Annotated in this window: 16 protein-coding genes; 1 reads left to right on the top strand and 15 read right to left on the bottom strand. The window is 67.2% G+C overall.

All coding sequences use genetic code 11. The features are described from left to right. The first annotated feature begins 7 nt into the window (after nt 1–7). Nucleotides 8–268, top strand: coding sequence for a hypothetical protein (locus tag IPP91_09235; GenBank protein MBL0142251.1), 261 nt, complete (start codon nt 8–10; stop codon nt 266–268). Between the two features lie 191 nt (nt 269–459). Here the strand turns inward: IPP91_09235 and IPP91_09230 are convergent, their stop codons facing one another. The 15 genes from IPP91_09230 to rfbC form a co-directional block, all read right to left on the bottom strand. Next, the gene (locus IPP91_09230; GenBank protein MBL0142250.1) at nt 460–1,941 is read right to left on the bottom strand and encodes a hypothetical protein; all 1,482 of its coding nucleotides are present in this window, start codon (nt 1,939–1,941) and stop codon (nt 460–462) included. 138 nt (nt 1,942–2,079) lie between these two features. Further along, the gene (locus IPP91_09225; GenBank protein MBL0142249.1) at nt 2,080–2,451 is read right to left on the bottom strand and encodes a hypothetical protein; all 372 of its coding nucleotides are present in this window, start codon (nt 2,449–2,451) and stop codon (nt 2,080–2,082) included. Between the two features lie 249 nt (nt 2,452–2,700). Further along, complete coding sequence (gene gspD, locus IPP91_09220; protein ID MBL0142248.1) at nt 2,701–4,860, bottom strand: type II secretion system secretin GspD; 2,160 nt, start codon at nt 4,858–4,860, stop codon at nt 2,701–2,703. 55 nt (nt 4,861–4,915) lie between these two features. Continuing rightward, the gene (locus tag IPP91_09215) at nt 4,916–5,713 is read right to left on the bottom strand and encodes a hypothetical protein (protein MBL0142247.1); all 798 of its coding nucleotides are present in this window, start codon (nt 5,711–5,713) and stop codon (nt 4,916–4,918) included. 2 nt (nt 5,714–5,715) lie between these two features. Beyond that, nucleotides 5,716–6,294 (bottom strand): hypothetical protein, encoded by a 579-nt coding sequence (locus IPP91_09210; protein ID MBL0142246.1) that lies wholly within the window; start codon nt 6,292–6,294, stop codon nt 5,716–5,718. Between the two features lie 2 nt (nt 6,295–6,296). After that, complete coding sequence (locus IPP91_09205; GenBank protein ID MBL0142245.1) at nt 6,297–7,622, bottom strand: hypothetical protein; 1,326 nt, start codon at nt 7,620–7,622, stop codon at nt 6,297–6,299. After that, nucleotides 7,606–8,553: a general secretion pathway protein GspK gene (locus IPP91_09200; protein MBL0142244.1), complete on the bottom strand. Its 948-nt coding sequence runs from the start codon at nt 8,551–8,553 to the stop codon at nt 7,606–7,608. Before IPP91_09200 ends, IPP91_09205 begins: the two co-directional genes overlap by 17 nt. Then, on the bottom strand, nt 8,550–9,221 hold the full coding sequence (locus tag IPP91_09195) for a prepilin-type N-terminal cleavage/methylation domain-containing protein (protein ID MBL0142243.1): 672 nt from the start codon (nt 9,219–9,221) through the stop codon (nt 8,550–8,552). The genes IPP91_09200 and IPP91_09195 overlap by 4 nt, the downstream gene beginning before the upstream one ends. Next, the gene (locus IPP91_09190; protein ID MBL0142242.1) at nt 9,218–9,646 is read right to left on the bottom strand and encodes a prepilin-type N-terminal cleavage/methylation domain-containing protein; all 429 of its coding nucleotides are present in this window, start codon (nt 9,644–9,646) and stop codon (nt 9,218–9,220) included. The genes IPP91_09195 and IPP91_09190 overlap by 4 nt, the downstream gene beginning before the upstream one ends. A gap of 14 nt (nt 9,647–9,660) precedes the next feature. Continuing rightward, complete coding sequence (locus IPP91_09185; protein ID MBL0142241.1) at nt 9,661–10,113, bottom strand: GspH/FimT family pseudopilin; 453 nt, start codon at nt 10,111–10,113, stop codon at nt 9,661–9,663. Beyond that, nucleotides 10,113–10,544: a type II secretion system major pseudopilin GspG gene (gene gspG / locus IPP91_09180; protein ID MBL0142240.1), complete on the bottom strand. Its 432-nt coding sequence runs from the start codon at nt 10,542–10,544 to the stop codon at nt 10,113–10,115. The genes IPP91_09185 and gspG overlap by 1 nt, the downstream gene beginning before the upstream one ends. A gap of 21 nt (nt 10,545–10,565) precedes the next feature. After that, nucleotides 10,566–11,798 (bottom strand): type II secretion system F family protein, encoded by a 1,233-nt coding sequence (locus IPP91_09175; GenBank protein ID MBL0142239.1) that lies wholly within the window; start codon nt 11,796–11,798, stop codon nt 10,566–10,568. A gap of 2 nt (nt 11,799–11,800) precedes the next feature. After that, on the bottom strand, nt 11,801–13,516 hold the full coding sequence (gene gspE / locus IPP91_09170; GenBank protein MBL0142238.1) for a type II secretion system ATPase GspE: 1,716 nt from the start codon (nt 13,514–13,516) through the stop codon (nt 11,801–11,803). 84 nt (nt 13,517–13,600) lie between these two features. Next, nucleotides 13,601–14,476: a dTDP-4-dehydrorhamnose reductase gene (rfbD, locus tag IPP91_09165; GenBank protein ID MBL0142237.1), complete on the bottom strand. Its 876-nt coding sequence runs from the start codon at nt 14,474–14,476 to the stop codon at nt 13,601–13,603. Then, the gene (gene rfbC / locus IPP91_09160) at nt 14,476–15,021 is read right to left on the bottom strand and encodes a dTDP-4-dehydrorhamnose 3,5-epimerase (GenBank protein ID MBL0142236.1); all 546 of its coding nucleotides are present in this window, start codon (nt 15,019–15,021) and stop codon (nt 14,476–14,478) included. Before rfbC ends, rfbD begins: the two co-directional genes overlap by 1 nt. Nucleotides 15,022–15,023: the final 2 nt, after the last annotated feature.

The following is a 15,023-nucleotide window of genomic DNA, read 5'->3' as shown; positions in this document are numbered from 1 at the left end:
GGTCGGCGTGGAGGCAAAAGCCAAGGCGTCTGCCACGACACTGCAATTGGACGCCGTGTCGACAGTCAGGATGCCTGTGCTGCCGATCGTGGCCGTGTTGTACGTGCAGCTCGCGTTGGTCGTGCCGGTGAGAACAAGAGTGGCGGCTTGGGCCGCGAAAGGCGCGACGCTGGCCAGGAGGCCGAAGGCCGCGGCGACTGCGAGGCCGCGGCGGAATGAATTCGTGGAACGAAAGGATGCGATTTTCATCTGGATTTTCCTTGCCTGACAGGCATTCGAAGGCAATCTAGTCGCGAAGTTCCCTAGTCGCTTGATTTTAGCATGGGGCCAATCACTTCACCGGCTCCCCGAATGCCGGGCGCGGTTGCACACGCAAAAAAAAGGGCGGGGGGAAACCCCCGCCCTTGAGTCGAGTTCGCCGAAGGCGCCTTGCGGCGCCTCGGGTCTTCCCACCTGTAATTACAGGATCGGGAAGATCGTCTGGGTGTACTTGTGCTCAAACGCCGAGCTGTAGTTGGACAGGAAGTTGCCCAGCACACCGTTGTTGAACGTGCGGACCATGAAGCCCACGACAGGCAGGCCGAGGAACTGCTGGCTGCCCGCGGTCGGCGCAAGGGCGCTGAGGTTGTTCTTCGTGAGCGACGACGCGGACGACAACATGCCGACAGCGGTTGCGTTGGCGCCCGAGAAGATCAGGTTCGCCCAGCCGTTCTGGAAGGTGCTGCGGATGGTGATGGCGGTCGTGTTGACCGCGCTGAGCGGGCCGGAGACGGACGTCGTCGGCATGTGCGAGGCACCGTTGCGGATCGAAAGAACCGTCGATTCCCAGCACACGGAGGACGGATCGCCACCCGGGGGCAGCGGCGAGAAGTCGCCACCGCCGGCCTGCGCCGCGGCTTCTTCGCGGTTGAAGTAGCCGAAGGCGATCACTTCGCACGCGCCGCTCGACTTCAGGACGTTGGTGAACGGGGCGACAGCAGCAGCGCTCGTCACGTAACGGTTCTTGGTCGGGAAGGTGAGGACCCAGTCGGTGTTGGACTTGGTGCCGGTGTCGAGGATGTATTCGTTGATCACGTTGGTATGCGCGATCACCGAGGACACCGCGTTGACACGGCCGGCTGCCGTGACGGGCCAGTTCGCCAGGTAGGTGTTGTTGTTGCTGACCACGACGCTCTGCGGATCGGCGTTCGTGAAGTTCGGGTTGTCGTTGCCGATGTTCGCGTAGATGGCAAGCGACGTCATGTTCGACAGGGCCACGGCGTTGTAGCCGGAGTCCGAGCCGATCGCGACGTTGATCAGCGTGCCCGTGCCGTTCAGGCCACCCGTGGGAGCGCCCTGCGCCGTGCCCGTGCCCAGTTCAAGCGAGACGAGGGGAACCGTCGCGCCGGTGAGACCCGTACAGGTCGGGGTACCGCCGTTGTGGACAGCCGCGCTGCCAGGAGCAACGAGGTCGCTGAGAACGCCCATCTCGATCATCTCGAGATAGCCTTCACGCGTGCGCTCAAGACCCGTGCCCAGACCGTCATCGTTCGCGCCGGCGTAGGCGAAGTTACGGAAATCGACGCCCGTCGCGGGGATGGCCGGGTTCGTGCACGACACGTCGGCGGTCACGAGACGGCCGACAGAGGTGGCGGAAGCCGCGTCGGCCGGGATGATGCCGGCGGTCCACACGTCGGACGGCGAGAGGTAGAGGTTAAAGTCAAGCACTTCGCGCGAGTTCTTGCCTTCGCGGAAGCGGACCTTCACGACCTTGACGCCGCTCGTGCGCGTGTTGACAACCGAAACGTAGGTGTTGTTGCCGTTCTGGACGGTGTAATAGGGATAGATCAGCGCCTGGCCCATTCCGCTCGGATCCTGATACACGGCGTGGGCAGCGCCAGCGGCGGCACCCAAGCCGGCGAGGACTGCAGAGACCAGCACTTTCCGATTGAAGGCATTCATGTTTTTCGCTACTCCTTGTTGAAGAGATGAAGTGATCACTTTTTTTGAGGCTACATCGACCGATTTTAGCCCAGTCACGGGACTTTTACAAATGCCAGATTTCAGCCATGAGCGCCCGTCCTGGCACGCGGCACCGCCCTATTTCAACACAAACCACCATTCCTCACCTGCTTTCGTCCAGGTTTCCCTGAGCGGCGTCGTCACGGTCATGCCCTTGAAGACGTATTCCACCAGGACGACAGCTACACAAACATCGGCTTCGGCGCACTCGACACGATCAACGCGCGCCTTTTTCCACAGACCCGGCTTGACCAGTGCCGCGTAGTCCTGCGCGGTATAGGCCTGACGGCTGCCGGGGCTCAGAAACTCGTACGCCCGGGACAAGTCGCCTGCGATCAGCGCGTCCCACCTCGCGGTGGCCCGCTTTCCGATCGCCTGGGCCGAATTCCCCGCTTCCGGACCTCCGGGTGGCGTCGCGGGAGCCGATGCGCAACCGGCGACCCCGATCATTCCCAGAACCGCAAGTCGCGAAAGCGACGCACGAAGCACACCCAACCAGTCCATCCGAATCCGCAAAGCCATTCCTTCAACGAAGAGTATTGAAATTGCCTACGACCGTCAAACAATAGGCGTAGATTTTTACAACACTGTTGTATTCACGCAACTCCCGCTGCAAACATCCAACAATCAGATGATTAGCGCCGAATGTTAGACCAATTTCTAGGATAAGCGCAATTGCCCTGCGTACTTCCTGCCCCGCTATTTCGCCGGCGGGGTGGTTCGGGGCATCAGGAACCCCTCCAGGGCGGGCATCTTGCGACGCAGTTCCTCGGTCGCATCGACCGCCTGCTGCGAATTGGTAAGTACCACCGGGCGGATGAGCAGGATCAGCTCCGTCCGGCGTTTGGTGATCGTCTGGGTACCGAACAAGGCACCGAGCACCGGTATCTTGGAAAGTAGGGGCAGGCCAGCCGTTCCCCGCAAGTTGTCCTCGCGGATGAGGCCGCCGAGGACGATGGCCTCACCGGAGGCCACGACGACGGTCGTGGTTGCGGTGCGTTGACTGATGTCGGGGTTCGCGCCGGGCACGGACACAGGCTGCGGCACGCTCACCTCCTGGTTCACCTCAAGCGTCACCTGCCCGCCCGAGTTGATGCGCGGCGTGACCGTCAGCAGGATCCCGGTCTCGATGTACTGGAAGCTGTTGATGATGCCACTCGTCGTACCGGCCACGCTCTGCTGCTGGGTCTGAACGGAAATGCGGTCGCCGACCTTGATCTGTGCCTTCTGGTTGTCGAGGACCATGAGCTGCGGCGTCGCCAGCACCTGGAGGCGTCCGTCCTTGCCCAGCGCATTGAGTACCAGGCGCACGTCCCCGCCCAGGCGGTTGATGAGCTGCAGCCCCGAAAATGCGGGCACGGCGCCTGCCGGGATATCCGGCAGCCCCGATCCGGTGTTGAGCCATCCACTGGTGATGCTGCCGTCGCTTTCCGTGCGATTCCTGAGGAACCAGTCCACGCCGAACTTGAGGTCGTCGGAGAGCGTCACTTCCGCGATGGTCACCTCGACCAGCACCTGCTTGGCGATCACGTCGAGCTTCGCGAGCGCCGATTCGATGATTTCGTAGTCGGCGGAAGAGGCGAGGATGAGGAGCGCGTTGTTGTCCTTGTCCGCGATCACGCGCACTTCGCCCTGCATGCTGGCGGCCGCGCCGGGAATCATGAATGCGGCTGCGGAAGCTGCCGTGGCGGCAGTCGTTGCGCCCGTGACCGCGGCTCCAGGGGTGGCGATCTGCGCAGGACGCGCGCCGGGGGCCAGGCCCGGAAGGGCGGTCGAGGTCGTGCTGCGCTTGGAAAACAGCTCGCCGATCAGGTTCGCCAGGCTTTCGGCCTTGCCGTTTCGCACCTGGTAGACGAAGAGACGCGCGCCGCCGGAGGTGCCGCCTATCTGGTCCAGGCGTTCCATCCAGGACTTGGCGGTCTCGAGGTACTTCGGCTGCGTCGTGACGATGAGTAGCGCGTTGAGGCGCTCGATCGGGATCACGCGCACGAGGCCCGCAAGCGGGCCGGCGGAAGTCGGGCCGAATATCTTGTCCAGGTCTCCGACGAGCGTCTTCACGTCGGCGCTTCGAACCGGGAAGATGCCCACGGAGTAGCCGGAGAGCCAGTCCACGTCGAAGAGCTCGATGGTATCGAGGAGGTGGCGCATCTCCTTCTGGTTGCCCGCCAGGATCACGAGATTGCGCACATCGTCAACGCGCACCGTGTTGTCGGCCGCGAAGGGCTCGAGGATCTTGGCCATCTCTCGCGCGCCGACGTATTTGACGGGCACCACCAGCACCGTGTAGCCGGGCGGGATGGGCAGGAGGGCGCCGCCAAGCTGCGGCGACACCGAGCCGCGAACGGCTGAAATGGGCACCACCTTGTAGATGCCATCCTCCCGCACCACCGCGGCGTTGTTCTGCCGAAGCAGCATCTCGAGGGTGGGCAGGAGGGCGCTTCTCGGAATGGGTTTGATGGTGCGGAAGGTCACGTTGCCCGTGACGGCGGGGTGGACCGTGTACGACTCGCGAAGGTAGTCGCCCAGGATCACCTTCGCCGCCTCGCGCATGTCCAGCGCCTCGAAGTTGAGGTTCGCCTCCTCGGGCCCCGCCGGCAGCTGGGGCGGCAGGGGCTTGGTGCTCAGGAAATTGCCCGTTCCCGAATAGAGCTTCGGCTTCTCCGCCACGGAACCGGACCGGGGCGCCGGCGCTGCCGGGGCGGGCGAACCGGGTGCCGCGGGCGGCAGCGGCCCGAACTCGGCTTTCGGCGCCTCCTCGGCGGAGCCTGAAAGCGAACGCGTCAGCGTGCTGCACGACGCCAGCAGCAGCACTGAAGCCGCCGCGACAAGCGCCGAGGCAATCCACCGATGGGTTCTCACGGGTTCTCCCCTTCGAGCTTCAGCAAGGATTCAAGGATCGGCATTTTGTCACACTTCAATTCGTCTTCTGGCCGCTGCGAGCGGCACGGCGGCGGGCCACGATATCCTCGGCCGAGAAGAAGTTCGGCGGGTACGAGCTGGGATCCACCCGGGTGGCCGGATCCGCTGCGCTGGCGGCCGCCTGGGCGGCGGATTGCTGCGCCGCCGGCAGCGCTGGCGCCGATGCGGCAGGCCGAACCGGTCTTCCGGCCGGTGCTGCAGGTGCTCCCCGAGGCGGTGTCGCGGCAGGTGTCGGCATCGGCGCAGCGGCGGCTGCGGCGGGCGCAGCAAACGGACCCGCGTTCGCAGCAGGCGCGGGCGCGCCGGAACTCCTCGCGACGAGCAACGGCACGGTTTCCGATTCACCGCCCAGGGACAGGACCGCATGCGTGGGCGAAACATCGGCAAGCGACATGTTGAGCACCTTGCCGCCCTTCTGCACGCGGTGCATCTTCCCCGTGGCAATCTCCTTCAGCATCGCGAAGGACAGACTGCCGACCACCGTCGTGCCCTGGAGCACGAACTGGCCCTTCTTCATCACCAGAGCATCCGCCACGGCCGCCGGGGGTGCGGGCCGGCGCGCCGGCAGGAACAGCGGGCGGGAAGTGGTCTCCGTGCCCGCCTGCGCCTCCGGGGGCAGGGCGAAGGGGGGAAGCAACCTCGCCTCGACTACCCTGGCCCGGACAGCCGGGCCCTCGCCCGTGTCCACCTGGCCGAAGAGATGCTCGAGAACCAGCACGCCCGCCAGCGCAACGCAGGCGGCGCCCCACAGCAGGGGCCAGAAGTGTTCGGGCTTCTTGAGGAGGGTGGCCATGGCTAGAGGGCGAGCGCGTAGCCCGAGACGTCGAACTGGATGAACATCTCCGGGTCCGCGCCCGGAAGCGGCTTGTATCCGGGAGGCACCTGGGAGCGCACGGTCAGCACGTCAACGAAGATGTACGGCTCATTGGTCTCGATCTGTTGCAGGATCTTGCGCAGGGCGACGATGCCGGCGTTGGCCTGGATCGTGACCGTCACCTGGCGGAACCGGCCATCTTCCCTGGCCGCACCGGGTTGCACGCTGATGAGGCGACCACCACTGCCTTCGACGAGACGGCGCACCCGCTCCTGGATCTCGGCCGTCGACAGGGACGCGGCGTTCGCCTTGAAGAAATACTTGCGGCTGCCCATCGCGCGCACCGCCTCCAGCTTCTTCTCGAGCTCCGGACGCGCCGCGGCGAGGCGTTCATAGCGCACGAGGCGGGCGTCGATGTCCTCGAGAGCCGTGTCGTAATGGCGGTGGGCGAGCACTAGCGGCAGCCCGATCACGACAAGCACCAGGGCCAGGGCGGCCGCGAGGATGCCGAGCGCTGCGTTACGCCGCTTCCGGGGGGGCCAGTTCGTCATGGCGATCATGGTCATTTCCCCGCAGGCCGGGCCGGTGCCGGCGGCGCAACGGGCGCGGCGGCGGGAGCGCCTGCAACCGCGGCCGCAGGGGCTGCGGCCGGCGCGGGGGCGGGGGCCGCGACGGGAGCCGAAGGGGGCGCAGCCGGGCCAGCGACGGCGCCGGGGCTGGACGACACGAGCGTAGCCTCGGGAATCGGATCCGGGATGGGGCGGGACTTGAGCTCGGCGCCGATGAAAAAGCGCTCCGTGTTGGGCGTCGCGCCCTTCGTGAGCGGCGACTTGAACACTGCATTGGCCACCAGGCCGGACTGCTCGAGCACCTCGATGAGTTGCGAGGAGGAGCCCGTCTCGCCATAGAACTGCAGGTCGCGCCCTTTCGGGCCGGGCCTGACTTCGAGCTGCTGTATCCAGGTGGTGTCCGGCAGGAGGCGCGAGAGCTCCTCCAGGAGCATGACCATCGGATACTGGGCCTGTTTCTTCGCGAGCGCGAAGTTGTGCTCGGCGGCGAGTTTCTCGATCTCCTTCCCGAGGTGTTCGGCGACGTCCGCGCCGGCCTTTGCCGTTGCCACCCGAGGCAGGAGCCGGATCACGGCCGAGCGCTTCTGCCAGAGCGGGTAGATCGCGGCGGCCATGGCGAGGATCACGGCGAGCACGGCGAGCACACGCGCCGCAATCGCGGCCCTCGACCCTACCGGGCGGCCACGCCGCTCGGGCGCAAGCAGATTGAGCGGCGAGTGGTTTCCCGCCAGGTCATGGCCGGGGGACACGCCGAGCACCGTCGCCCCGATCTCCTGCAGCTCGGCCAGGCGGCCGTCCACGACGGCCCGGCTGGCGACGGCAAGCTCGAGGGTGAGCTGCTGGGTCGCGACGTCGCGACCCGTGACGCGGAAGTCGAAGCACGCCTGCCCGGAAGCGAAAGGGGTGAAGCGATCGAGCTCGAAGCCCACCGCGTCCCTGAGCGCCTCTTCCGCCGCCAGCGGCAGGGTGATCGTGCGCACGAGGACGTCCTCATCCGGGAGCACGAGCCAGACATTGCCGGCCGCGCCGGGCCCTTCGGCCATGAAGCGCCGGAAGGCGGCACGCCGGCCAGCGACATCGAGCGATGCCAGGTCAACGCGGCTCATCTCGACCAGCCGCCTTTCGCTAGGCCGCATCTCGCGCCACACATCACCGCTCACGGCAACCATCGCGGAGGACCGGGAGGCGAGGCGCTCCCGCCACGCCGGCGGCACGAGCGCCGCGAGTTCGCCTTTCCACCAGGCGAAGAGCTCGGCGAGCCCGGCGCGACGCGCGGCCGCGCGCACCGGGGCGAACAGCGATTCAGCGACGCTCGACAAGCGGGGTCTCCGGGGCGGCCGCAACCTGCCTGTCCGCTTCGCGCGAGGGCTCGCGCCAGGCGAGGACCGCATAGGGGCGCCTTGGGAACTGCGGGCTGATGACGATGACGGCTTCGCGTGCGACCTTGAGGTGGCCGTCCACGGTCACATCGGCCCGGATCGTGGCCGCGCCTGCCTGGGCGTAGCTTGCGAACGCGCCCGCGGCCGTGAATGCCGGCAGGAGGCGTTGGTCGCGCAGGGCCGCATCGCGTTCCGCGATGTACGCATCGACCTGCTCGGCGGTGACACCGGGGATGGCGAGCAGCACGCCGCGAGTGGCGTAGTAGGGGTTCACGCCGGGCTGGCGCGAGTAAACCGTGATCATGGGTGCGATGCGCTGGTAAACCTCGGGACGCATCCCGAGGACGAGCTGCAATTCCTCCGTGGCCTGGAAAGGGTAGTCCGCAGGCCGGCCCTTGAGGCCGGCCTGCGCGTATTCGGGCTCTTCAGCACCGAAGGGCCGCCGCAGCGAGTCGGCATCGCGCCAGTCGAGGAGGGCATCGAGCAGCTTCACCGCCTCCTCCTCGCCGAGGCCGGCGTACCGGAACAGCCCCTTCAGCAACTCGTTGTTCGCTGAATTGATGTCGATTTTAGCAGACTCGTCCGTGAACCTGACCGAGATCTCGGCGCCGTCGAAAGTCCATTGCCGCGGGAGGTCCTCCCGCTTCCAGACTTCGGGGCTGCCCGGCGTCTTGAACATTTCGATGGCCGTGCGCGAAATGGCCGCCTGAGCCAGCGCTTCGCCCTTCGCGATGAGGGCCGCGTTCCTCGCCGCGCGCGCATCGATTCTCACCGAGTAGGCGAAGCTGCCTGCCACGACGAGAAGCAGCGTCACCACGAAGACCACGAGCACGAGCGCGACGCCGCGCTCCCGGGAGGGCGGCGCTCTCATCGACGCGGCATGCACTGGCGCTGGAACAACCCTTCGAAGCATCCGGCCTCCTCGCCCAGCCGAAGCGCGATGACGATCGGCGACAGCTTGCGCCCGCCCACCTCCATGCTCAGGCGCACGTGGGAGGGCATCCGCTGCTTCACTTCCCACCTGTCGGACCACGCCGGAGCGATCACGTCGTTCTCGGAACCGAAGTACTCGAGTCGGGCCGCGGTGACTTCCTCGAGCAGCGTGAACTTCTCCGCCTCGTCGAGCGTCGCGAGGTCCTGTGCGTTCGCGGCCGCGAACTCACGCCGCATCACGAGCTTCCCGGCGCCCTGCGGGCCCGCCGCGGCCTCGTAGGCCACCGAGACGAAAGCGAGCCCTCCGCCGCCGACTTCCGCGGGGCGGGACGAGACGAAGCGCACGCGCTCGCGCTCGCCCAGGAATGCGAGGCGCGTGACCACCGGGTCCTTGAGGCGCCACGGGAAGGCATTGGAGAGATCGCGGCGCAGGAAGCCCATCGTGAGCAGCAGCTGGTCGGCGCGTTCGGCCCGGCCCAGGCCCGCGTCCCACGCGCGAAGGCCCGTGCGAAGGCCCGTGAAGAGCATGCCGAGCATGACCGCGAGCAGCGTGAGCGCGACCACCGTCTCGAGCATCGTGAAACCGCGTTCGCGCGCGCGGTTCATTGCTTGCCCACCAGCAGCAGGGTGGCCAAGCGCACGTTCCGGTCGCGCCCGTCGGACGCGTGCCACGCGACGACGGACTCCACCTTGAGCAGGCGCACGCGCAGGCTGTATTCCTTGGTGCGGTCGGCGTCGGTGTACTCCTCGCGCTCGTCGTACGGCGTGACGGCCAGCGACCAGGCGAACCCGTCCTCGGTCCCGGCGGTGGAACTTTCCTCGATGCGCTCGGCCGCGGTGACGCCGGCCAGACGCGACTGCGCAACCTGCGAGGCCCGCGCGTATTCGTCGGCGACCTGCGCCTCGCGCAGCCCGCCCGAGAAGACTTGCATCAGTGCGCCGAACGCCACCGCGAAAACCATGAACGCGACCAGGACTTCGAGGATCGTGAAGCCCGCTTCGGGTGCGGGCCGGCGCTGCTGCGCGAGCATGGCCGCGGGAGGGGCTAGCCCCCCTCCTTGATGCTCACGCGTCCCGTGAGCCATTCGACATCGACCAGGAACCTGCGCTCGCCCGAGGCGAGCGTGACGCGCCCGCCCGTGGAGCTGCCGTCGGGAAAGAACCGGATGGCGCCGCGCTTGTCGTCCACGATCTCCGACGTCGCGGTGTAGAGCTTGATCTCGAGCCGCTCCGGAAGCGCGCGCGGCCGGTTGGCGCCCGTCACTTCGATGGTGCGCTTGTCGAGGTCCACGCTCAGGGCGGCGCTCTCCTGCGTGGCGATCGCCTGGCCCCGTGCCTCGCGCAGGCCGGCCGCCACGGTACGCGCGGAGCTCTTCAGCTGCGCACCCGACACCCCGGAGCCGGCGAAGCGCACGGTGAGCGCATAGCCGGAAGCCGCGATCACCAGCACGAGCACCAGCTCGAGCAGGGTGAAGCCGCTCTGCCGGGCGCTGCGCATCAGTTGCGGATGTCCTTGTTCTCGCCGTCGCCGCCTTCCTTGCCGTCCGCGCCCAGCGAAACGAGGTCGTAGGCGGCCTTTTCCCCCGGCGAGCGGTACGTGAAGTCGCGCGTCCACGGATCCTTGAGCGCCTTCGCGTCCTTGAGATAGGGGCCGTTCCAGTTCGCCAGGCCCGAGGGTGCGGCGATGAGCGCCCCGAGCCCTTCCTGCGTCGTGGGATAGCGGCCCACGTCCAGCTTGAAGAGCTCGAGCTGCCCGCCGATCGTCTCCATCTTGGTCTTGGCCACCTCGGCATTGGCGCGCCCGAGGTTGGTGAAGATGCGCGGACCGACCATGGCGAGGATCACGCCGATGATCACGAGCACCATGACCAGCTCGAGCAGCGTGAAGCCTCGGTTGGCGCGGGAGGAAAGCGGGCGGTATGGGGTCATGGGAATTCCGGGTCGCGGGGGCTAGAGGGGGATGTCGTAGATCGTGAGCATGGCGGCAAGGATCGACAGGATGACGCCACCCACGACGACGGTGAGGAACAGGATGATCGCGGGCTCAAGGAGCGCAAGTGCGCGCTTTACCGCGCGGGCCACCTCCCGATCGTACACGTCGGCCACGTCCAGGAGCATGCGGTCCAGGCGCCCGGTCTCCTCGCCCACCTGGATCATGTGGACCGCGAAGGGCGGGAACCGGCGCGTCTCCAGCATCGGTTTCGCGAAACCGCGGCCCGTCTTGAGCTCGCGCCCGACCTCGGCGAGGCCGGCGATCATGTAGGTGTTGCCCATCGTCTCGCGTCCGATCGACAGCGCGTTGACGAGCGACACCCCGTTGCGAAGCAGCGTGCCGAGCGTTCGCGCGAGCCGGGCCGTCTCCACCTTGGCCGCCAGGTCGCCGAAGATCGGCAGCTTCAGCACGACGCGGTCCCAGTAGAGCTTGGCCTCCGGCGAGCGCAGGCGCCGTGAAATGATGAACACGGCGGCGACCGTGCCCAGAACGAGGGCCCACCAATACCCGCGCAGCAGGGCACCCGCGGCGAGCACCGTCTCCGTGATCCAGGGCAGCGCCTTGCCGCTTTGCGCGAAGATGGGCTCGAACTGCGGCACGACCACTGCGAGCAGGACGACCACGGAAAGGAGTGCCACCGCGACCAGAATCGCCGGGTAGATGAGGGCGGACTTGACGCTTTCCCGCAGATCCTTGGAGCGCTCCATGAATTCCGCCAGGCGCGCGAGGACATCGGCGAGCGAGCCGCCCGCCTCGCCCGCCCGGACCATGTTCACGTAGAAACGGGAGAAGACGCCGCCCTGCGCCTCCAGGGCCTTGGAAAGCGAGGCGCCTCCGCGAACCTCGTTGCGCACCCTCGACAGCACCTCGGCCACCCGCTCGTTTTCCGCGAGGCTCACGAGGATCTCGAGACTGCGGTCGAGAGGCAGCCCCGCCCCGAGGAGCGTCGAGATTTCCTCGGTCACGACGCCCACCTCGTCGGCCTTCACGCCGCGGCGAAAGAGAATTCCGGAGGATGCACGCCGTCCGGTGGCCGCGGGCGTCTCGGCCGCGCTCGCGTCGACCGCGCGGATGGGCGTGTAGCCCATGTCGCGCAGGCGTTCGATGACGCCCTTGTGCGTGGCCGCGTCCATGACGCCCTCGAGAACCTCGCCCGCGGGGGTCACGGCCTTGTACTGGAAGAGCGGCATGGTCAGTCTTCGCGGGTGACGCGAAGCACTTCCTCGAGCGTCGTCACGCCCGCGACGGCCTTGCGCAGGCCGTTCTCGAACATCGACTCCATCCCCTCCTCGACCGCGGCGGCGCGCAGGTCCGCCGAGTTGGCATGGCGCATCACGAGCGAGCGAAGGCGGTCCGTCAGCGGCAGCATTTCCATGATGCCCATGCGCCCGAAGTAGCCCGTGCCGCTGCATTGGCCGCAGCCCGCGGCGTGGTGGAGCGTGACCTCGCCGTCGGGCACGAAGCGCCGCAGACCCATCTGCTCGACCACTTCCGGGAGGGCCACGTAGGGCTTGCGGCAGTGCGTGCAGAGCGCGCGCACCAGGCGCTGGGCGAGGATGCCCACCACCGTGGAGGTGAGCAGGTAATCCTCGATGCCCATGTCGAGCAGGCGGTTCACCGTGGAGGGCGCATCGTTGGTGTGCACGGTGGAGAGCACGAGGTGGCCGGTGAGCGCCGACTGCACCGCGATCTCCGCCGTCTCGAGGTCGCGGATCTCGCCGATCATGATCACGTCCGGATCCTGGCGCACGATGGAGCGCAGCGCGTTCGCGAAGGTGAGGTTGATCTGCGGCTTCACCTGGATCTGGTTGATGCCGGGCATCTGGTATTCGACCGGGTCCTCGACCGTGAGGATCTTCACGTCCGGCCGGTTCAGGCGGTCGAGCGCCGTGTAAAGCGTGGTCGTCTTGCCCGAACCCGTGGGCCCGGTCACGAGGAGCACGCCGTGCGGCTGGTTGAGCGCCTCGAGGAAGGCTTCGAGCAACTTCCCGTCGAAACCCAGGGAGGCGAAGTCGAGCGGCACGCCGCCCTTGTCGAGGATTCGCATCACGACGCTCTCGCCGTGCATCGTGGGCACGGTGGAGACGCGAAGGTCGATCTCCTTGCCCTGGATGCGCAGCTTGATGCGTCCGTCCTGCGGCAGGCGCCGTTCGGCAATGTCGAGGTTCGCCATGATCTTCACGCGCGAGATCACGGCGGCCGAAAGCCGCCGGGGCGGCGATTCCACCTCGTTCAGGACCCCGTCGATGCGGTAGCGCACGATGAGCCGGTTCTCGAAGGGCTCGACATGGATGTCGGAAGCCCTCGCCTCCAGCGCGTGCGTGATGAGCAGGTTCACCAGGCGCACCACCGGCGCTTCCGAGGCGAGATCCTTCAGGTGCTCGACGTCGCCGAGGTCCTGCTCCTCGTCCCGCGCGGCGATGTTGTCCACGATCTGGCCCATGGAACTCTTCCCCGCGCCATAGAGGCGCTCGAGGGCCGCTTCGAGTTCGGTGACGATCGCCAGGCGCGGGATGACCGGCTTGCGGCAGGCCATCGAGATCGACTGCAGCGTGAACGGGTCGGTGGGATCGGCCATCACGACCACCACGCCCTCGTCGGACTCCCGGAGCGGAAGCGCCTTGGCGTCGCGAAGGAACCGGTACGAGACCTGCTCCTCGAGGATCGGAAGGTCGGGGTACTCGGCCGCGGTGGCAACGGCAATCCCAAGCCGCTCCGACAGGGCATCGGCGAGATCGCGGGCGGAAACCAGCCCGAGGCGGTTCAGGATGACCCCGAGCCTCTCATGCGCCTCGCCTTCCTGCAGGCGCAGCGCCCGATCCAGGTTGGCGGCATCAAGCTTGCCGCGGGCGAGAAGGATCTCGCCCAGGCGGCGCGGCGGCAGATTCTCGACAGGCAGGGCGGACATGGGGGAAAAATTATAGCCCACGGGGCATTTCGGGCCCTGTGAGACCCGGGAAGACCGGGGACAGTTCCCCGTTCGCGCTCCCGCTCAGGCGCCCGGCATCCGGGCGAAGCAGGCATCGAGCTGCACCTGCCACGACGAGGGCGCGAAACCGAAGGCGGCCGTGAACCTGCGCTGCGAAAGCACCGAGTAGGGTGGCCGGCGCGCCGGCGTGGGATAGTCCGAGGTCGCAATGGCCACCACCCGCGGCGCCCGGAAGCCGGGGCGCGACTTCGCCCGGTCGAAGATGGCCCGTGCAAAACCCGCCCACGTGGTCTTGCCGGACGCCGACAGGTTGTAGATCCCCGAGATCACGCCCTGCTTCGGGATCGCCGAAAGGGCGCGCGCCGTGGCTTGCGCCAGGAAAAGGCTCGTCGTCGGCGCCCCCTGCTGGTCTCCCACGACGCGGATCTCCTCGCGCGTCTGCGCGAGCGAAAGCATGGTGAGCAGGAAATTACGGCCGCGCGGACCGTACACCCAGGTCGTCCGGAAAATGAGGTGCTTGCAGCCGCTCTGGGCGATCGCCCTGTCGCCCGCGAGCTTCGACCTGCCGTATTCGTTCAGCGGTGCCGGGGCATCGTCTTCCCGGTAGGGCGTCCGCCGGGAGCCATCGAAGACGTAGTCGGTGGAATAGTGCACGAGCACCGCATCACCTCGCTTCGCCTCTTCGGCAAGAATTCCCGGTGCAGTACCGTTGATCGCCTGCGCCAGCGCCGGCTCCGACTCGGCCTTGTCCACGGCGGTGTAGGCCGCCGCATTGACGATCAGGGAAGGACGCACGGCGCGGCAGGCGGCAACGATCGAGTCGGGATCGGCAAGGTCGAGGGCCGGAAAGTCGAAACCGTGAACCTCTCCCAGGGGGGCGAGGGTGCTGGCGAGTTCGAAGCCGACCTGCCCGCTGGTCCCGACCAGCAGGATGCGCATCACGGGAAGGTCTCCGCGGAAGCGAGCGGCGTCCCGTTGGCATCGTTGGCCTTGAGGAGCGGCGTTGCCTCGACCGGCCATCTGATGCCCAGCGCCGGGTCGTTCCACAGCAGCGAGCGCTCGTGCTCCGGCGCGTAGTAGTCGGTCGTCTTGTAGAGGAACTCCGCGGAGTCGGAGGTCACGAGGAAGCCGTGCGCGAAGCCCTCGGGAACCCACAACAGGCGGCGATTGGCGGCCGAGAGCGTCACGCACGCGGACTTGCCGAAAGTGGGCGACGATCGGCGCAAGTCCACCACGACGTCGAACACCTCGCCAGCCGTCACGCGCACGAGTTTCCCCTGCGCCTGGCGGACCTGGTAGTGCAGTCCACGAAGAACGTTTCGCGCCGACTTCGAGTGGTTGTCCTGCACGAACTCGGGGTCGAGGCCGGTCGCGGCGCGAAAGCCCCGGCGGTTGTAGCTCTCGAAAAAAAAGCCGCGATCGTCGCCGAAGACTGTCGGCTCCAGGACAAGCACGTCCGCAATCTCGGTGGGGATCGTCTTCATCG

Source organism: Betaproteobacteria bacterium (assembly GCA_016720855.1).
Taxonomy (GTDB): domain Bacteria; phylum Pseudomonadota; class Gammaproteobacteria; order Burkholderiales; family Usitatibacteraceae; genus FEB-7.
Note: the sequence above shows the minus strand (reverse complement) of the source record. Positions and strands in the feature narration are given on the sequence as shown.